Here is a 19,997-nt window from a genome sequence, read left to right on the forward strand (position 1 = left end):
TCTGCATAACCATTCTCATTCCACGTGAATGAAACCGCGGCGCATGCCCTCGCGCACTGCTTCCGCACGATCGGACACGCCGAGCTTCCGAAACAGGCTCTTGAGATGCGTCTTCACCGTGTCCTCCGACACGCCGAGCACCTCGCCGAGTTCGCGGTTGCCGAGGCCCTTGCCGAGCAGTTCGAGGATCTCGTCCTCACGGCGCGTCAGGCGCGCGCTGGCCTCATTTTCGTGCAGCCGCGCCGCCACCCCTTTGGGCAGATAACGCCGGCCGGCGTGGATCTCGCGGATGGCGTCGACCACCTCGTCCTCGACGACGCTCTTGAACAGGTAGCCCATCGCGCCGGCCACGAGGGCCTGATGGATGTCCTCGTCGCCATCGTAGTTCGAGATCATCAGAATCCGCGCATCCGGAAACTCACTACGGATCACGCCCGTCAGGCGCGCGCCGCTGTCGCCCCGCAAGCGCAGGTCCATCAGCACCACATCGGGCCGGTGCGCGCGAAACAGCTCCACCACCCGCGGCCCGCCCTCGGCCTCGGCCGCAATCGTCATGTCGGGCTGCTGGTTGACCACCGTGGCCATGCCGACCCGCACGAGCGGATGGTCGTCCACAATCATCACCTTGATCAACGCGGGCGCGGTCGTCACGGGATGGGCAGCAGCTGCAGCGAAAGCGAACCGGCCTCGTTCGCGTGCGGCACGGGCGCGGTGACGACGATCTCGGCACCGTGGCCCGGACGGCTGTCGATGCGGATCTGGCCGCGGATTTCGCGGGCCCGCTCGCGCATGCCGAGGAGGCCGAAACAGCCGCTGGCCTTGTCGAGGTGTTCGGCGGGGTCGAAGCCGTCGCCGTTGTCGGTGACCCGCAGCAGCACTTCCCCCGGGCGGAAGGCCAGCACCACGCGGATGGCCGCGGCGCGGCCGTGCTTGACGGCATTGGTCATCGCTTCGGTGCCGATGCCGAGCAGGTGATTCTCGATCCGCGGCGGGAGCAGCCGCGCGGGTCCGTCAATCCGGACGTCCACCACGAGGGCCCCGGAGTGGTTCCACGCGGTGGCAACGCGCTGCAGTCCGTCCACCAGGCCTTCCAGTCGCGGCGTGACGGCCTCCGCCCGGAGCTCGCGAATGGCGTTACGCGCGAGGGCGCGACTCTGCCGCAGCATCTGCCGGGCAAACTGCAGCCGGGAACGGGCCGGGGCCGACGCTTCGCTGAGATCCGTTTCGAGCGCCTTCATCTGCAACGACAGGCCGGTGAGTCCCTGCTCCAGCGTATCGTGCAGTTCGCGCGCGATGCGGCTGCGCTCCTCGAGTGCGGCGGCGTGGCGAGCCTGCTGTTCGATCACGGCCCGCTTGCGATTGATCTGCCGGCGCAGCGACCAGACCCAGCCCGCCGCCGCCAGCAGGACGACGCCGGTGATCGCGAGTGCGCGCCACAGGCGTTCGGGCGTCCACCACGGCGGCGCCTGCACGATCTGCACGTCGGACAGGTCCGCCACCAGCAGGAGAAACGAACGGGGCTGATAAAACCAGATGTCCTCGAGTTCACTGATGACGCAGATGCCGGAGACGTTCACCCAGCTGTTTTTCTCCGGCAACGCGAGCGGCACGCCGGCGGGTTGATTCAGCAGGCCCTTGAACAGCTGGTCTCCCGCCTGAAAAATCAACGTCACGCTCGGCCCCGTCACCGCCCAGTCGACCAGTCGCGCGGAAATCTTCACGAGGTCCGAATTGTGCGTGCCGTCGAGCAATGCCGTCATCGCGGGCACCACGGGCTCCGGGGGATTGGCCGCGCGCCGGACCCGGCCGACCGCCTGCTGGAGCACGGCGAGGCCTTCGGACATGACGGGGAAACCCGCCACCTCGATCTCGTCGCCGGGGCGGAACACCACCGGGCCGCTCGCCTCCACCTTCAGCCCCACCGCGCCATCGCGCAGGAAAAACATCCGGTCCGAAAACCGCCGCGTCACCACGCCCGCGGTGCGGACGCGATGCTGCTGCGCCACGCCCGGCGAGAAGCGCAGGAGTCGGTTCACGGGCAGCAAGGGAAGATCGAACGCACCGGCCGGGGCCGGGCGCGTCACGGTGATCTCATCGAACGACGGCACCCGAAACGACGGCTCCACCACGTGGCCATGCTTGTTCACGTTCACCGCCGCGACGCCCCGAATCCTCACCTCCGCGTCGACCAGCGCGGCGAAGTCGGGCTGCGCGGCGTAGTTCACCAGCACCCGCAGATTTCCTCCGGAGATGCCCACGTCGAGCACCACAAAATCCCGCGGCTCCGGCACGTCGACCGATCGCACGACGCCGACGATCTCCACCCACTGGTTATCCGCGGCGCCGGAGGCCAGCAGACTGTACGACGCCGACTGCGCCACCGGAAATACGCCGCGGCCCAACGAAGTCACGGCATGCGGCGTGATCCACGGCGAGAAACCACCCTTCCGCAGCACGCCGGCCACGGCGACGCGATCGCCCGGGGTGAGCGCACGGCCCGCAGGCGATCGGGTCACGTAGATTCCCAATTCGCCGTCGTGCAGTCGAAAGGCGCCGTTCGGCATCGTGCCCGTCACGACCCCGGTGAGCTGGACCGGGAGTTCATCCGTCGTGGCCTCGGGCCAGCGGGCAAATACTTCGGCCACGGTCATCAACGCCGGGACCGCCGCCGGATCCGAGATCGGCGCCGGCGCAACCGACGGCCTTGCCGCCCAGCCGGAGGCCGTGAGCAGAAAACAACCAAGCAGGCAGGAGAACTGCGATGGGGGTGGCATCGAATTCCAAAGAGGGTGAGCGGAGGATCGAACGGAGTCGGCAGTGACGCAATGCACGACCGGGCAATGCGGCAAAAGATCGGGAGCGCCCGGTGCCGCGCGACCATCGCGGAAACCGCCGCGCCCGTCCATCCCCCGAACGGGTGACGACCCGCGCCTTGGCACGCAGTTGTGACCCGCACGTCATCCGATCGCCATCGTTGGAGCGCACCCTCACCCGTTCATGCACCCACCTGAACCGGGCACCACTTTCACGCCACACATCTCACCCGTCCGGGTGATGGACGAAACGACGCCACGCGGCCAAACTCCCCGACGCAGTTCCGGCCGTTTCACCCCACCCCCCACGGCAATGCGGCGCTCCTTGCCGGCGCTCCGCGTGCCGCAGGTGCCGGCTCTGGTCCGTGCGTCCCCACCGTTCAAGCCAACCCCGCTCCGCCCCCAGCCCATGACCTCGCTTCCCCTCACCTTCCGCGTCGTCCGACGGCTCATCGGCGTCCTCGTGCTCCTGCCGCTTCTCACGGGACTGCTGAACGCCCAACCCGCGACCGGCACCGTTTCCGGCCGCGTCTTCGATCAGGCCACGGGACGGTCGCTGCAAGGCGCGGTGGTTCGCATCGCCGGAACCAACGCGTCCGACTTCACCGACGCCGAGGGGCGGTATCTGATCTCGGCCGTGCGACCCGGTCCTGCGAGGGTCGAGATTGAGTATGTCGGTCTGGAAGCGGCGACGCAGTCCGTCATGGTCGCAGCCGGAAGCGCCGCGACCGTTGACGTGGGCTTGAAGAGCTCGGGCGTTCACCAGATGGCTTCCTTCGAGGTGAAGGAAGCCGTCCGCGGCCAGGCCCTCGCAATCAACCAGCAGAAAACGGCGGCCGGCATCGTCAACATCGTGTCCGAGGAGACCTTCGGCACCATGAACTCCGGCAACATCGGCTACGCGCTCCAACGGCTGCCCGGCATCAGCGTCAACGAAGACCAGGACGGATCGCCCAGCTCGTTCAACCTGCGCGGCGTGCCCGGCGACTACAATTCGCTGCAGATCGACGGCAACCGCATCCCCAACGCCAGCGGCACCAGCCGCGCGGCCAACACCAAGTTTCTGGTCGCCGACGGCATCACGAACATTGAAGTCATGAAGGCCGTGACGCCCGATCGCGACGGCGATGCGATCGGAGGCATCGTGAACATCATCTCGCGCACGGCGTTTCAGCGCGAGGGCCGCGACGTGAAGCTCGTGGGCAGCGGATCGTACAACGCGGCTTCCAACAAATGGGGCTACAACGGCCGGCTGAGTTACTCGGACATCTTCAGCATCGCCGGCCGGGAAAAGAATCTCGGCGTGAGCGTCACGCTCACCAAGTACACGACGGATCGTTACTCGGAGAATTCCGACATCGACTGGGAGCGCGTGACGCCGTCGTTGTTTCCCGCGTTGAACCTGCCGGCCTCGACGAAATTCCTGGAAGCGTCGCATTCGGAACGCAGTTTCCGCACGACGCACACCACGGGCATCAATGCGTCGATCGATTACCGCACCGACGCGCACACCAGTTTCTATTTCCGTCCCGGCTGGAGTCACTACGACCAGAACTCCCAGACCTACGAAACCGACTGGGACGTCGACAAGCGCTTCCAGGACGTCGCCGGTGGCCGGAAGACCTACGCCTTCCTGAGTCCCGACGGATCCAGGGGCGGCGGCACCCCGGGACCGAACGGCAGCCAGGCTTCGCTCGGCTACATCGGCACCGACGACAATTCGCACAACGATCTCTGGACCTGGGCGGCCGGCGGGCGGCACGAGCTCTCCGCCGCGTTGCTCACCTACGATCTCTACTACTCGACCAGCACCTTCGTGCGGCCGAATTTCACCGAGTTCAACATCGTCAACATTCCGGCGGCCCAAGGCTACTACGTCATGGAGTACGACGCGACCAACCGGCTGCGTCCCCAGTTTTCCATTACGAACGGTCTCAGCCCGACCGACTTTGCGTACTCGCGCCAGGGCGCAACCAACCTGATCTTCATCCCGCGTTCAAAGGAGGAGGAGATTTACAGCGCCCGGACCGATCTGGAGAAGAAGTTCCAGGGCGAAAAGCTGTCCCACACGTTGAAGGTCGGCGCGAAGTATCGCTCCAGCAAACCCAAGTACGACCAGAACACCTGGAGCTATCAGGTGCCCGCCAACTCGCCGCAGGCCCTCGCGTTTCCATTTGAACAGGTGGTCACGCCGGCCAGCGGGCAGGTGCTGGGGACGCCCCGGTACCAGTACGCCGATCAGGCCAAGGCGCGCGCGTTGTTCAATGCCCGGCCGGAACTCTTCACGCTGCAGCAGCCGACGTCCTTTCAGGGCAGCAACAATGCCGACTACACCGCCAAGGAGGAAACGACGGCGGCCTATGTCATGGATACGCTCAAGTTCGGCCGGCACACGATCATCGGCGGCCTGCGTTGGGAGCAGAACGAATTCAGCCGGAACAACACCAAGGCGATCATCCGCCTGCCGGGCCCGGTGCTGACCACGGAGCGGCGCAGCAGCGGATCGAAGTACGACACCTGGCTGCCCGGCATTCACTTCCGGCACGAGCTCGCGAAAAACCTGATCCTCCGTGAAAGCTTCAACCAGAGCTACGGCCGCCCGAGCCTCGGCGATATTTCCAGGGGCCGCAACGAGAGCGTCGCGGTGAACGGCGTCATCACGATCACCGACGGCAACCCGGCCCTGAAGCCGTTCTTTTCGGACAACTATGATGTCCAGCTCGAGTACTACACGGAGAAGGGCGGACTGTATTCCATCAGCCTCTTCCAGAAAAATCTCAAAGATTACATCTACTCCAGCGTCACGCGCTGGAACGTGCTGGATGCGAATGAGCAGCCCGTACAGGTGGCAAACGGGACCAACACCTACACCCAGTCCCGCAACGGGCCCGAGGCGAAGAACAAGGGCGTCGAACTCATCGCGCGGCAGCGGCTGTACTTCCTCCCCGGGCCGCTCAAGGGCCTGAGCGCCGACGTGAGTGCGACCTTCACCCGCAGCCGCGTGACGCTTCCCGGCCGCGAGCAGGACAACATTCCGCTGCAGGGCTTCTCGAAATATCTGCTGAGCACCTCGCTCTCCTATGCGTGGGGACGGTTCACCTGCCGGGCGGACTACCGTTACCGGGACGCCTATATCGAAGGACTGGATGCGGACACCGACTCCGACGAGTGGTTCTCGGCACGGGAGCAGGTCGATGCCGAGATGACGTTCCGGATTCGCAAAGACCTGAACTTTTTCGCCTCGGGCACGAATCTCACGCATCGGCCCCAAGTGTCATATACCGGCAGCAAGGAGTTTCCCGAGGACGTGAGCTATTCCGGCCGCAAGTATACGTTCGGCCTCGAGTATCGCTTCTAAACCAACCTTCACCTTCCCCGCTTGAAAACGCTGCGCCACCCGCTCGCCCTCCTCGTCCTTGCCTGCACCGCGCTTTCGGGCGCGGACACAGCATCCGCACCGAAGCAATCAGCTGCGACGGCCGTCGTGCCGTTGCCCCCGCCGCCGTTGCCGGTGGCCGTTTATCTCACCTGGCAGCGCGATCCTGTCACGACGATGACCGTGCACTGGCACACGGATTGGACGGAAGGATTCACGGATTCCGTCCTGGAATTTCGCGCCGCGGGCGGAGCCGCCGGTGACGCCTGGTCGCGCGCGTCCGGCCGGGCGGCGCAGATGCCTTTCACGAACCGCATGGTGCACACGGTGGAGATCACGGGGCTGCGCGGCGACACGCTGTACGAGTTTCGGCTCGGGCGGTTGAGCACGCGCGAGCCGGACGGCGCCATGCTGTTTCAACCGCATGGGACCGTGCAGAAATTCCGCACGCTGCCGGCGACGCTCAGCCGGCCGGTGCGTTTCGTTTCGGGCGGCGACATCTACGGCGGCACGAGCCCGGACCTGATGGCCACGATGTGCCGCACCGCCGCCGCCCAGGATCCGGAGTTTGCGCTGCTCGGCGGTGACATCGCGTACGTGAACAACGAACCGAAGGCCGCGTCGCGCTGGTTCGATTTTTTCCGGATCTGGCGCGACACGATGGTGACGAAGGACGGCCGCATGATTCCTGTCGTGCCGGCGATCGGAAATCATGAGGTGCACGGTGACACCTACCTGATCCGCGGCGGCGCACCCAATCGCGGCGTCTCGTCCGACCGCGCCTTGTTTTTCTACACGCTCTTCGCCTTTCCCGGCCGGCCCGGCTACAACGTCCTCGACGTTGGCAACTACCTGAGTCTGGTGGCGCTCGATTCGTTTCACACCAATCCCGTGCCCGGTCCGCAGACGGACTGGCTCAAGGGCACGCTCGAGCAGCGCCGCCACGTGCCGTACATCGTGCCGTTCTACCATGTGCCGGCCTATCCCTCCCATCGTTCCTTCGCCGGTGGGACGTCCGTGGCGATCCGCGCCAACTGGGTTCCGCTGTTCGACGCGGCGGGCGTGCGCTTTGCCTTCGAAAATCACGACCACACCTACAAGGTTACGCATCCCCTGAAGGGCGGTGAACGCAATCCCACCGGCACACGCTACCTCGGCGACGGCGCGTGGGCCGTCAACACCCGGGCCACGACTGCACTCGATCAAGCGCCCTACCTCGAGCGGGCTCACTCGAAAAACCATGTCTTCGTCGTCACGCTGATGGCCGATCGCGCCGACGTCGCCGCGATCGATCCCACGGGCGCCGAGTTCGATCGTTTTTCCATTCCCACGCAGCGTTGACGTCGGCAGCGGGTTCGTCGTCACGACACCCGCGCGGGAGGCCAGGCAACCGTACAGCTACCTCGCCGGCCGACTTCCGCCACGGGCCAGCGCGAGATTGTCGCGGGCGTCCGCGTAATCCGGTTTGAGGCGGAGGGCCGCCTCGAACTGTTCAACCGCGTCCGCCACGCGCCCCGCGCGAACCAGCGCCGCGCCGAGGTGATTTCGCAGCTCGGCGTCGCCCGGCCTCAATGTCACGGCGGCGGAAAAGTGGCCCACCGCGTCGTCGACCCGATTGAGTTCCAGGCAAGCGCTCCCAAGATTGTACCGCGCGTCCACCAATCCCGGCTCCAGCCGCAGCGCCGCTTCGTACGCCCGCACCGCTTCCATCAGCCGGTGCTGTTGAAACCAGACGTTGCCGAGACCGAGCTGCGCCTCGGCCAGCATGGGCTCCAGCTGGATCGCCCGCTCGAACCGGGTCGCGGCCCCCACGGCGTCCCCGGCGGCAAGCAACGCCGTGCCCCAGTTGCACCACGCCCGCGCGAAACCCGGCCGCAACCGCACCGCCTCCGCAAACCGCGGCAGGGCGTCGGAGACGCGTCCCTGTTCCAGCAGCGCGTTGCCGAGACTGTTGTGCGCCTTGGCTTCCTGCGGCTGCAAGTGGATCGCGCGTTCAAATGCAAGGGCCGCGGCGTGCGTCCGGCCCGCCTCCAGCAACGCCAAACCGTAGTTGAAGGCCGCGCGCGGATTCTGCGGGCGCTTCCCGACCGTGTCGGCCCAGAGGTCCACCGTCGTCCGGTACACGTCGTTGCGCGCCACCGTCAGCGCGACACACGCCGCGATTCCAACACCCAGTCCCCGGTGAAGTCCGGCGCCAATCCCGCGGTGCAGCCCGGACGCGCCCGCCACCACGAGCACTGCCAGCGGCAGGTACATCCGATTCTCCGCCGTGGGTTGCTCGGCCACCGGGACGACGCTCGACGTGGGAGCCAGGATCAGAAGAAACGCCGCCGCCGCAAAACCCGCCGCACGGCCGCGATACACCGCGTGCACTGTCAGGCCGATCGCGACCACGATCACTCCCGCGCCCAGCAGCGCCGGCAGGTTTGCTGCCACGAAATCGGGACCGTAGTCGAAAACCAATGACGCCGGCCAGATGGCCTGCCGCACATAGATGAGAATCGAACGACACTCCGTGAGGGCGTAGATCCCGGGCGAAACGCCGAGACCGAATCCCACGCTGCGCTGGCCGAGACCGGTGGTCAGCAGCCAGCCAATCACCAGCCACGACGACGCCAGCGACAGATAATAACCGCGACGCGCGCTCCAGGCCGCCCGCAACGTCCCCGCCACAAACGTCCGATCGTACAACAACACCAGAACCGGAGCCGTCACCACGATCTCCTTGCTCAAGGCGCCCAGCAGGCATGCCGCCACCGACACTGCTTTCCAGCGCAGTTCGGCACCGCTCACGCTGCGGAGAAACGCATACAGCGTCAGGAGATAAAACAGCCCGGCGAGCAGCTCCGTCCGCTGCGACAGGTACGACACCGACGCCGTCGTCAGCGGGTGAACGGTCCAGAGCGCAGTCGCGAGCAGGGCGACGCCTGCGGACGCCGGCGTCCGTGTCGTCACACCGAACAGCAGCAGTGACGCCCCGACATGCAGCGCCAGATTCACCGCGTGATAGCCACCGACATCGCCGCCGCCCCAGGCGAAGTTGAGCGCGAACGTGAGATTCGCGAACGGCCGGCCGCCGACACCCGAATTTTCCGGCGGAGCCAACACCCCGGGCCACGCGGCCCACGACCGCAACGTCAGGTTGTCACGAATCGCGGGCAAATCGTCGAAGACGAACGGCCCGGAAAAGCTGTTGTGATACGCCGCGAGGGCCAGGACCACCAGCAGCGCCGGCGCCAGCCACCGCGGCGCAGCGGTGAAAGGACCCGCTTGAGCTGGGCGGTGGCGGCTCACAGCGCGAGGACCGCGTCAGCAGCGTCAGCCTTCCACCTCGACCACGCGGTTCTCCTGTGCGGACCGGGTCGCGGCATGCGCGATGCGCTGTGCGGCGATGCCATCAGCCGCGGTGATCGGTGGTGGGCGGCTTTCCGTGAGATTGCGAACGAAGTCCTGCAATTGGGCGATGTACGCGTCTTCAAACCGTTCGTAGAATCCCGGGATGGTGTCGTGCTCCACGGTGTCCTTGCGCATGACCAGCACGGGCGTCTCGCGATCATAACCGATCTGAATCGTCCCCTCGGTGCCGACGATCTCGGTGTGGATGCCGTAACCGTAGATGCCGTTGCGGCTGAGCGTGACCACGCCGATGCAGCCGTTCTTGAAACGCAGGTTCGTGATCGCGTTGTCCCAGTCCCCGATGCCCTGCATTTCTGGATACGCCAGCACGCCGCCGGTGCTGTAGACGCTGGCGACGTCACCGATGAACCAGCGCGCCAGATCGAAATCGTGGATGCCCATGTCGATGAAAAGACCGCCGCTGTTCTCCGGCCGCAGGTAGTCGACGCTCGGCCGCTCCTTGTCCTTCGACGTCGACTTGAACACGCACGGCTTTCCGATCACGCCGGCGTCGATCTTCCGCTTGGCTGCGACATAGCCGGCATCGAAGCGACGCATGAAGCCGAGCTGGAAAAACACGCCGCTCTTCGTCACCGCCTCGTGCATCCTGGTCGCGTCCTCGATGGTGAGCGCGAGGGGTTTTTCGCAGAAGATCGCCTTGCCGGCGCGGGCGGCGGCCACGACGACGTCGAGGTGGAGCTTCGTCGGCGTCATCACGACTACGGCGTCCACCGCCGGATCATTCACGAGTGCGTGATAGTCCGTGTACGCTTTGGCCGCACCGCACTCGGCGCGGACGCTCTCCGCCGCGTCAGCGCGGACATCCGAGACGGCGTGGAGCGTGGCTCCGGGCACGCGGGAGGAAAGGTAGCGCGCGTAGGCGAGGCCCATGCGACCGACGCCGACGAGACCGACGTTGAGTTTGGATTTCATGAGAACGCTTGGTGGTTCGGCAGGTGGGAGGCAGGTGGGAGGCTGGTGGGAGGCTGGTGGGAGGCTGGTGGGAGGCTGGTGGGACCGCGACCGCCCCCGGTCGCTGTTTCAGGCAGCGACCGGGGGCGGTCGCGGTCCCGGGAATACGCTCACTTCACGAGCTCGATCGACACCGGCGTGAACGCCTCGATCTTCTCGCCGCGGAGCAGCTTGGCAGCGTTCTCGATCGCGGTGGACCCCATGCGCGAGGGAAACTGTGCAACGGTCGCGGCCATCGTGCCCTTCTTGATCGCGGCGCGAGCCTCGGGCTGGGCGTCGAAACCGACCACAAGGATCTTGCCGGTCTTGCCCGCCGCCGCGATCGCTTCGGTCGCACCGAGCGCCATGAGATCGTTGCACGCAAACAACGCCGTCACGCCCGGGTTTGCCTGCAGGATGTTTTGAAAGACATTGAAACCCTGGTCGCGCTCCCAGTTCGCGGGCTGCGACGCGACGATCGTGATGCCCGGAGCCCTCGCGATCGCTTCGCGGAAACCGCGCAGCCGGGCGTCACCGGTCTCATGGCCGGGAATGCCTTCGAGCACGGCGACGGAGCCCTTGCCCCCGAGCTTCTCCGCCACGAACGCGCCCGCGATCTTGCCGCCGTCGAAATTGTCCGAGCCGATGAACGTCGCGATCTTCCCGCCCGCCGCAGCCAGCGCCTTCTCGTCGGCGCGCGTGTCGACCACGAGCACCGGGATGCCGGCCTTGTTTGCCTTCACGATGACCGGAACGATTTCACGCGAGCCGCTCGGCGCCACGCACAGGGCGTTCACTTTTCGCTCGATGAGATTCTCGATGATCTGCATCTGCCGCTCGACGTCGACCTCGCGATCGGCGGCCTGCACGACGAGGGTGACGCCCAGTTTCTTCGCCGCCTCCTCGGCCCCTTTCTGCATTTCGATGAAGAACGGGTTATTGAGCGTCTTCACCACCAGCGCGATGGTGGGCGCACCCGGCGCGCTCCCCGCCGCAGCTGTGCCGGTGGATTTGTCACCGCGATTGCAGCCACTGAACAACAACGCGCACCCCAGGGTGAGCGGCAGAAGAAGACGGGGAGTTTTCATAGGGTAAAAGGGTAATTTCAAGTGCGACACCTTCAGCACGCGGCGAATCACCTGGCAAAATTCAGAAGCCAGAAAGCCAGGAAACAGCAGCGGCCCTTTTCCTGGTTTCCTGGCTTCTGAATTGGTTCTGCCGGGAGAGCATTCGCATCCGTAGTCCGAGTGGTTCACTTCTTCCGTTGCTTGAACGCCATGTCCATCAGCACCGCGAGGATGATCACGGCGCCGATCACGACCTGCTGCACGAACGACGACACGCCGAGCAGGTTCAGGCCGTTGCGCAGGACGCCCATGATCAACGCGCCGATGAGCGTGCCGATCACGCTCCCCTGCCCGCCCATGAGACTCGTGCCGCCGATCACCGTCGCGGCGATCGCATCCAGCTCGTAGTTGATGCCGGCAATCGGCTGCGCGGAGTTGAGCCGGGCCGTGAGCACCACGCCCGCGAGCGCACTGAGCAGCCCGCACGCGCCGTAAACCATCGTCTTGTGGAAACGCACTTTCACGCCCGAGAGCAGCGCGGCCTCCTCGTTGCCGCCGATCGCAAACGCGTAGCGGCCGAAGGGCGTGCGCTGCAGGACGAAGTGCGCGACCGCATAGACGGCACCCATGACGATCACCGGGACGGGGACGAAGCCGATTTCGCCCGTCGCGATCCAGCGGAAATTCTCCTCGAAGCCGGAGACCGGCCGGCCCTCCGTGTAGAGCAGCGCCCCGCCGCGGGCGACGCTCATCATGCCGAGCGTCGCGATGAACGGCGGCAGCCTGCCCAACGTGATCAGCAGGCCGTTCACCAAACCGCCCGCCAGGCCCGTGCCCAACCCGGCCGCCAGCGCCACCGGCAGCGGCAGGCCGCGTTGCAGGAGGCTCGCCATGACCACGCCGGAAAACGCCACCATCGATCCCACGGAGAGATCGATGCCACCGCTGATGATCACGAACGTCAGGCCAACGGCGATGATCGCGTTGATGGACGTCTGCTGCGCGACGTTGAGGAGATTTGAAACCGTGAGAAAATGCGGCGTCAGGATCCACAGGACCACGCACAGCCCCACCAGTCCGGCGAGCGTGCCGAACTGCCGCGCGTAATGGATGAGAAAGGAGCGGACACTCATGGCGAGGAAGTCAGGGCGCGAGTGGACATCGTTCAGTTGTTGCCGAGGGCGACGGCGAGGAGTTTCTCCTGCGTGGCTTCGGCGGCCGGAAACTCGCCCGCGATTCGCCCCGCGTGCATCACCAGGATGCGATCGCTCATCCCGAGGATCTCGGGCAGTTCGGACGAGATCATCAGGATCGCCGCGCCGCGCGCCGCGAGCTGGTTCATCAACTGATAGATCTCGACCTTCGCCCCGACGTCGATGCCGCGCGTCGGTTCGTCGAAGATCAGGATGTCCGCCTCGGTGCACAGCCATTTTCCGAGGACAACCTTCTGCTGGTTGCCGCCGCTGAGGTGCACCACGCGCTGGTGCGGACCCGGCGTCTTGATGCGCAACTCCTGAATTCGACGCGCGGTCGCCTCGGATTCGCGCGCCGGCTGCATGACGCCGCCGCGCGAAAAGCGGCCGACGCTCGGCAGGCACATGTTCTCCTGGACCGAAAGCACCAGCACGAGGCCCTGCTGTTTCCGGTCCTCGGTCAGCAGCCCGAGCCCGAGATCGATGGCATCGCGCGGGGACGCGATCGTCCGCTCCTCGCCGCGGATCAACACCCGACCGCCGTCGATTGCATCCGCGCCAAAGACAGCCCGCGCGAGTTCCGTCCGACCCGAACCCATGAGCCCCGCGAGTCCGACGACCTCACCGCGCCGCAGGGCAAAATTGATGTCGTGCAGCACACCGTCGCGGCGCAGGTGCTCGACGCGCAGCACTTCCTCGCCGACCGCCGCGCGCTGCTTGGGAAACTGATCCTTCAGATCGCGTCCCACCATCAGTCGCACCAGTTCACTCATGGTGGTCTCGCCGATGGCGCGCGTGCCGACGTGCCGGCCGTCGCGCAAGACCGTCACGCGATCGCCGATGGCAAAAAGCTCCTCCATCCGGTGGGAAATGTAGACGATGGCGACGCCCCGCGCGCGCAATCGCCGGATGGCCGCGAAGAGTTCCTTGATCTCCTGTTCGGTCAGCGCCGACGTCGGCTCGTCCATGATCAACACGCGGGCGTTCAGCGAAAGGGCCTTGGCAACCTCGACCATCTGTTGCTGCGCCACGCTGAGGCGGCTGACCACCGCACGCGCGTCGATCGCGACGCCGAGCTCATCGAGCTGGCGCTGCGCGTCGCGCATCAGCGCGCGTTGATCGATCACGCCGGGCACCAGCGAGGGCTCGCGCCCCAGCAGAATGTTTTCCCCGGCCCGGAGATGCGGGATGAGATTGAACTCCTGATAAATGATGCCGATGCCGAGGGCCTGCGCGTGCCGCGGTCCGTCGAGGTCGACTGCAGCGCCGTCGACAAGAATTTCACCGGCGTCGCGCCGCACCGCGCCGCTGATGATCTTCATCAACGTCGATTTGCCCGCGCCGTTTTCGCCGAGGAGCACGTGGACTTCGCCGGCGGCAAGATCGAGATCGACGCCGTCGAGCGCCACGACGCCCGGGTAGGCCTTGCGAATGCCGCGCAAGGCGAGAACGGAAGTGGAGGATGCAGGGGCCATGCCGACGTTGAGGGGTGGAACCACGCGTTGCCCGCGCCGCTTAAAACAACACCCGCCCCTGGCTCATGGGCGGAGCGACGAGTCCGAGCAGTCGCGCCAGCGTCGGTGCGATGTCGTCCACGCCCACCCGCTCCGTGCGCACGCCCGGCGTGATGCCGGCGCCGAACCACAACAGCGGGACATGCGTGTCGTAGGTGTACGGAGCGCCGTGGTTGGTGCCCGTTTTCCGGTCCACCCAGTACGGCTTCATTTGATAATAGAGATCGCCGCTGCGCTCGCGGTTGAAACTGAGCAGCGTCGCGACGCCATACGGTCCGAGGGCGACTCCGGCTTCGAGATCGGAGCGCGTATACGCCGCCTCGACAAATTCGAGCGTCAGCAGGGCGTCGCGCACCACCTTCTCGGCCGCGGGCTGCGCGACCTTTTTTTCCTGCAGCACGCCACGCAGGAACAGCAGCGAGCTTTCATCCACCACGAGCCAGTGCCGCCCGTCGCTGAGCGGACCGAAGGCCCGATCGAGCGCGGCTTCGCAGGTCTTGAGCAGACGGGCGTTGTCGATGCGCCCGGCGCTCACCCCCGGACTGCGCGCTTTCACCTGCTCCGGAATCGGCGCCACGCCGTGATCGGCGGTGAAGACAATCGTGCAACGCTTCAGCCCCACCCGCGCATCGAGAAATGCGAACAGCTCCGCCAGCATGCGGTCGGTGCGCACCGTGATGTCCATCACCTCGTGGCTGTCGGGCCCGAACGCGTGGCCGACCGAATCGTTGACCGAGAAGCTGAGGCACAGGAGATCGGTGACGCCCCGCTGCCCGAGTTTCTCCTGCTCAATCACGGTGCGCGCGAAATCCACCAGCACCTCGCTCTTGTACGGCGTGAGCTCGAACGCGTCGTAGTAGGCCGGCGTGATTTTCTCCGCGCCGCCGTTGACGCGCCGGGGAAATGTCTGGCCGAGACCGAAGTCGCCGAACTCGCCCGGAGCATCGTCCGGTCCCTGCAGTGCATCGTACGCCGCCGCCGGAAGAATCCGATCCCAGGTGCGGCCGAAGAAGGAATCCACGCGGCCGGCGTCGTTGAACGCGCGCACCCACGCGGGCAGTTCCCTCATGTAGTGCGTCGACGTGACCATCCGGCCCTTGTCCATCCAGTAGGCGGCGTCCGCGAATTTTCCCGCGAGCAGAATGGCGGAGCGATCCTTGCTCGAGATGCCGATGACCTTCGAGCGACCGCCGCGGGTCAGTTTCAACTGGTCGCCGACCGTCGTCGCGAGCAGCCGCCGCGGCGAGGCGCCGATCGGAACCGTCGTGCCCGGCAGTTTCGCGCTGCCGCGATCGTCGGCGCGCCCGAGAATCTCGACGCTGTCGTCATCCACGCAGTTGACGCGCTTGAGCGTCTCGCGCTCGACCCAGGCGTTGTTGATGATGCCGTGGACATTCGCGTGCACGCCCGTGAGCACAACGGCGTGACCGGCGGCGGTCTTCGTCACCGCGTGCTGATACCGGCAGTCGACGAAATTCGCGCCCTGCTGCAGCAGCAGGTTCAGTCCGCCGGGCACCAGGTGTTCGCGGAACCGCGCCGGGTAGTCGCCCCGAAACTGGTCCACCGTGATGACCACCACCAGCGCGGGAGGCGGGGCGGGCGGCTCAGCGGCGCGCAGCACGCAGCCGCCGGCGGCAAGCACGACGGCCAGCGTGCGACAGAGGGGAGCGAATCGAACCATAAGCGGGGTATTGGGGGCGGGGCGGGCGAAACGGGGCCAAACGTATGATAACGTTTACATCATTCCAGACTTTCCGGCCGGTATCGGCGGGAAAAGTGCGTTGCCGCCGCGCGGCCGGGGGCGGGCTGCGTTGGCCTGGCGGCGGTTCACGTGGAGCGACGGATCACCAGTTCGGGCCGCAGTCGGAGGGTCACGGGCGGACGGCTCGGATCCATGATCCGTTTGAGCAGGAGCTCCATCGCCTGGCGTCCGACTTCATAGGCGGGCTGGCGCACCACGGTCGGCGGCGGGTCGAGGGCTTCGGCCCACGGCAGGTCGTCGAAACCCACGACGGCCACGTCGCGCGGCACGGCAAGGCCGCGATGGTGGATCGCGGCCAGCGCGCCGACGGTCATGAGATTGTTGCAGACAAACAGCGCCGTCGGTGGTCGGCGCAGATCGAGCAGCTCGTTGGCGAGCACGCGGCCGCTCTCCTGTTTGAAGTCGCCGGCGCGCATGCAGTCCTTGCGGGCCGTGAGACCGTGGGCGGCGAGCGCATCCAGATAACCACGACGCCGTTCGCGGCTCGTCGACACCTGCGAACGGCCCTCGATCAGGCCAATCGACGTGTGCCCTTTTTCAATCAGGTGATTCACGGCCTCGAGTGCGCCCTGGTAATTGTCGACCTCGACCAGATCGGTCTTCAACCGCGCCAGGCTGCGATCGACGCAGACGACCGGCATGCCGGAGTTCACCATCTCCACCACCGCGCGATCCGTTTCATCGAACGGCGGCAGCACGATGCCGTCGACCGACTCGTCGCGCATCACCTCGAGATAGAACCGCTCCTTCTCCACGTTTTCATCGGAGTTGCAGAGGATGAGCGCGTACTCGTTGGCGTAGGCGGCGTCCTCCACCCCGCGGGCGATCTCGGCGTAAAACGGATTCTGGATGTCGGGAATGATCAGGCCGACCAGGTGGGCGCGCCCGCTGTTCATGCGCAGACGCCGCGCGACGCGGCTCGGCCGGTAACCCAGATCGAGCAGCGCCTGCTCCACCGCCGCCCGCGTTTCCGGCACGACTTTGTCGGACTTGTTGAGGACGCGCGACACGGTCGCGATGGAAACCTTGGCGCGCTCGGCAACTTCCTGAAGGGTGGCCATGAATCGAGGAGTTAGTCCGACGCCCCCACCGAAAGTCCACGCCTTTGTCCGGCGTCCGGTCCGAAATCCACCGGGGCGGTGCCGGCCCTGCACGCGGGCAGACTCATGGCGCGCCGCGGGGAGCCGCCCGCTTGAGATCCGAACCCGCGAGGTCGGCCCACGAGTAGAAATGAAACACCTTGCCGTTGCTCATCGCGACAAACAGGCCCTGCGAAAACGCCGGGCCGAGGTCTGCGGACGTCACTTCGCTGCCGTCGCTTTCGATCGCGGAGATATCCACCGTCTTGAGAAACGTGTGCTCGTGCGGACGGTTCGGTTCGCCCTCGCGGCGGAAGACCCGCACGGCATTCGCCTGTTGGTCCGATACCAGGATGTAGCCGGTGCCCGGCCCGGTGGCGTAAATCGAGATGCCTTCGCGATCCTCGGCGAACCCCTCCAACCCGAAGACCGCGAGCGCTTCGTCGGCATCCTTGGCCGCGGGATCGGCGTGGTACTTGCGAATGCCAAAATTCTCGTCCGCGTAGTACACAAAACCAAGCTCCTGATCGACGGCGATGGCCTCGATTTCCTTCTTGCCGCTCCACTCACCGAAGGAACGCGTGAAGACCGCGCGAACGGTGCCGGTGCCGTCATCGATCAGCCGATACTGATGCAGGTAGCCTTGTTTGGGCGCCTGGAAATCGGATCGGCTCACGATGGCGAAGAGCGCGCCGTCGGCCGGCCGCGTGTACAGCGCAATGCCCATGCAGTCGCGGGCCAGTTCCTGGCTGAAGATCGGCAGGCCGCCGCCGTCGATCGGCGCCATGTCGGGCAGCCGGTACACGCGAAGCCGGTGCGCATAGCGCTCGGTCACGACGGCGACATCGACGGGCTTGCCGCCGACGGTCAGCCCGTAGGCGACATCGACATTGTTGGGCCGCACGAGGCCGCGAATGACTTTGTCGTGGCGGATTTTTCCATCGAGGCCCCACACGTAGAGCGCGCCATCGACATTCTTGTCCGTGCCGAGCACGAGACTCTCGGCGGGATTGGCGCGGTTGATCCAAATCGCCGGATCGTCCGTGTCGTGCTTGGTCGGTTCCGTTACAATCCGCGGTTTCACCGCGCCGGCGGCGGGTTCGGTTTTTCCGGGCTTCGCCACAAGGGGACCGACGAGTGCCAGGGCGAGGAGCAGCGGGCGAAACAAAGACGTTGTCATCGAGGGAGGTTCATTGCGGTTTATGGGCGCCGCGACCGGCGGCGGCGTCACGCTCGGCGGCGCTCAGCGTGCGATTGAAAGTGGCCCCGTATCCGACCGTCTGGCGATACGCATAACCCTGCCATGGGTCCCGGCCGGAAATGCGGGGATCGCCGGTTTGCTCGAGATAGCCGCGCAACTGCCGCCACAGCTTCTCCTTCGTCGCCGCCACCGACGGATTCGCGGCGAGATTGTTCACCTGATCCGGATCGGCACGCACATCGTACAGCTCCTCCAGGGGACGCTTGCCGTAGTTGAGCGCGAACTCGCGGGGAAACCGCCGCTGGTTCGCGGGATGCTCGAGGAAATCCTTGATCGGCGCGCCATCGACATCGCCGTGAAAGGTCTTGTTGGACGACACAAATTCCGGGCCGCCCGTCGGCCAGCGATCGGGCTCGAAATTGCGGATGTAGAGAAAATCATGCGTGCGGATCGCGCGGATGGGATACGTCGCGCCCTCGGGCCGGCACCACGTATGACGCTCGAGCGCGGTGTACGCGCAGTCTCGCGCGGGATCGATGCGTCCACTGCGATCCGAGACCAGCAGCGGCAGCAACGTCCGGCCTGCGAAGCGATCCGGCACCGCCACCCCGGCCGCGGCCAGAAAGGTCGGAGCGAAGTCGAGGTGCCACACGAAGTCATCGACAACGCGGCCCGGCTTGACCTGCCGCGGCCACCGGATCGCGAGCGGCATCCGCACGCCGGGATCGTAGAGATTCACCTTCGCCCGCGGGAACGGCATGCCGTTGTCGCTCGTGACCACAACGATCGTGTTGTCCATTTCACCCGTGGCTTCGAGCCGGGTGAGAATCCGGGCCAGCTGGGCGTCGAACCATTCAATCTCGTTCGCATAGTCGAGCAGGTCGCTCCGCACCTCGTCGGTGTCGGGCCAGTACGATGGCACGCGGACGTCGCCCGGGTGTTTCCCGGCGCGAAGCCCCGCTCCCTGCTCGTACGCGCGATGGGGTTCAGTGACGCCGCACCAGAAGAAGAACGGCGCGCCCGCGGGCCGATCGCGGAGAAACGCGTCGAAGTTCGCCGCGTAGTCGCGTTGATCAAGTGCCGCGTGCGGCGGCGGCACGTGCAACGCACGGTTGTACTCACGGCCGACCGGATGGCGCGCGAGACCGCCCGGCTCCCACTCTCCCGGGCCCCAGCCCTTTCCGGTCCAGCCCGCAACGTAGCCCGCGTCCTGCAGCGCGTGCGTGAACGGCGGATACTCCTTGGGCAACGTGCCGTACAGCACGCCACCCTCGCCCACCTGCCAGATCTGCCGGCCGGTCAGCACGGCGCTGCGCGAGGGCGTGCACGACGGACACGCTGCAAACGCATGCGTGAACCGCACGCCCTCGCGTGCCACCCGGTCGAACGCCGGCGTGCGCACCATCGTGCTGCCGGCAACGCTGGTGTCGCGCCACGACTGATCGTCTGAAATGACGAACAGGATGTTCGGCCGGCCCGTGACGGCGGCTGAAACGCACGGTGCCACGACTGCCGTCCAGAGGACGGCGAGCCCGAATCGAACGATGCGCGCGGAGGAGAACCTGAGGCTCATGGTGAGGGAGTGCGGTCCGATAACGACGGGATTGTCGGTGCTGCTGCGGGTCGAATCGCGACGTCGTCACGT

At 66.1% G+C, this 19,997-nt stretch carries 13 protein-coding genes; 2 read left to right on the plus strand and 11 right to left on the minus strand.

The window, feature by feature from the left end; genetic code table 11:
• Positions 1-15: 15 nt before the first annotated feature.
• Positions 16-651 (minus strand): response regulator, encoded by a 636-nt coding sequence (locus tag ACLJEU_RS22605; protein WP_414662807.1) that lies wholly within the window; start codon positions 649-651, stop codon positions 16-18.
• Complete coding sequence (locus tag ACLJEU_RS22610) at positions 648-2,774, minus strand: sensor histidine kinase (protein ID WP_414662808.1); 2,127 nt, start codon at positions 2,772-2,774, stop codon at positions 648-650. The genes ACLJEU_RS22605 and ACLJEU_RS22610 overlap by 4 nt, the downstream gene beginning before the upstream one ends.
• A 448-nt stretch (positions 2,775-3,222) precedes the next feature.
• Between ACLJEU_RS22610 and ACLJEU_RS22615 the strand changes: the two genes are divergently transcribed.
• The gene (locus ACLJEU_RS22615) at positions 3,223-6,171 is read left to right on the plus strand and encodes a TonB-dependent receptor (protein WP_414662809.1); all 2,949 of its coding nucleotides are present in this window, start codon (positions 3,223-3,225) and stop codon (positions 6,169-6,171) included.
• A gap of 21 nt (positions 6,172-6,192) precedes the next feature.
• Positions 6,193-7,530 (plus strand): fibronectin type III domain-containing protein, encoded by a 1,338-nt coding sequence (locus ACLJEU_RS22620; RefSeq protein ID WP_414662810.1) that lies wholly within the window; start codon positions 6,193-6,195, stop codon positions 7,528-7,530.
• Between the two features lie 57 nt (positions 7,531-7,587).
• On the opposite strand, the gene ACLJEU_RS22625 is transcribed toward ACLJEU_RS22620, so the two are convergent.
• The 9 genes from ACLJEU_RS22625 to ACLJEU_RS22665 all read right to left on the minus strand — a co-directional run bounded on the left by ACLJEU_RS22625 (position 7,588) and on the right by ACLJEU_RS22665 (position 19,925).
• On the minus strand, positions 7,588-9,483 hold the full coding sequence (locus ACLJEU_RS22625) for a tetratricopeptide repeat protein (protein WP_414662811.1): 1,896 nt from the start codon (positions 9,481-9,483) through the stop codon (positions 7,588-7,590).
• Positions 9,484-9,507: 24 nt separating this feature from the next.
• The gene (gene iolG, locus ACLJEU_RS22630; RefSeq protein WP_414662812.1) at positions 9,508-10,518 is read right to left on the minus strand and encodes an inositol 2-dehydrogenase; all 1,011 of its coding nucleotides are present in this window, start codon (positions 10,516-10,518) and stop codon (positions 9,508-9,510) included.
• 149 nt (positions 10,519-10,667) lie between these two features.
• On the minus strand, positions 10,668-11,624 hold the full coding sequence (locus ACLJEU_RS22635; protein WP_414662813.1) for a sugar ABC transporter substrate-binding protein: 957 nt from the start codon (positions 11,622-11,624) through the stop codon (positions 10,668-10,670).
• 164 nt (positions 11,625-11,788) lie between these two features.
• Entirely contained in the window at positions 11,789-12,736 is a 948-nt protein-coding gene (locus ACLJEU_RS22640) for an ABC transporter permease (RefSeq protein WP_414662814.1), read from the minus strand.
• Between the two features lie 32 nt (positions 12,737-12,768).
• Entirely contained in the window at positions 12,769-14,271 is a 1,503-nt protein-coding gene (locus ACLJEU_RS22645) for a sugar ABC transporter ATP-binding protein (RefSeq protein WP_414662815.1), read from the minus strand.
• Between the two features lie 40 nt (positions 14,272-14,311).
• On the minus strand, positions 14,312-15,991 hold the full coding sequence (locus ACLJEU_RS22650; protein ID WP_414662816.1) for an alkaline phosphatase family protein: 1,680 nt from the start codon (positions 15,989-15,991) through the stop codon (positions 14,312-14,314).
• Between the two features lie 146 nt (positions 15,992-16,137).
• Positions 16,138-17,133, minus strand: coding sequence for a LacI family DNA-binding transcriptional regulator (locus tag ACLJEU_RS22655; RefSeq protein ID WP_414662817.1), 996 nt, complete (start codon positions 17,131-17,133; stop codon positions 16,138-16,140).
• A gap of 103 nt (positions 17,134-17,236) precedes the next feature.
• Entirely contained in the window at positions 17,237-18,331 is a 1,095-nt protein-coding gene (locus ACLJEU_RS22660; RefSeq protein WP_414662818.1) for a phytase, read from the minus strand.
• Positions 18,332-18,341: 10 nt separating this feature from the next.
• Entirely contained in the window at positions 18,342-19,925 is a 1,584-nt protein-coding gene (locus ACLJEU_RS22665; protein ID WP_414662819.1) for a sulfatase family protein, read from the minus strand.
• Positions 19,926-19,997 lie beyond the last annotated feature (72 nt).

It is taken from the genome of Terrisphaera buseokensis (genome assembly GCF_047521145.2).
Taxonomy (GTDB): Bacteria; Verrucomicrobiota; Verrucomicrobiia; order Opitutales; family Opitutaceae; genus ER46.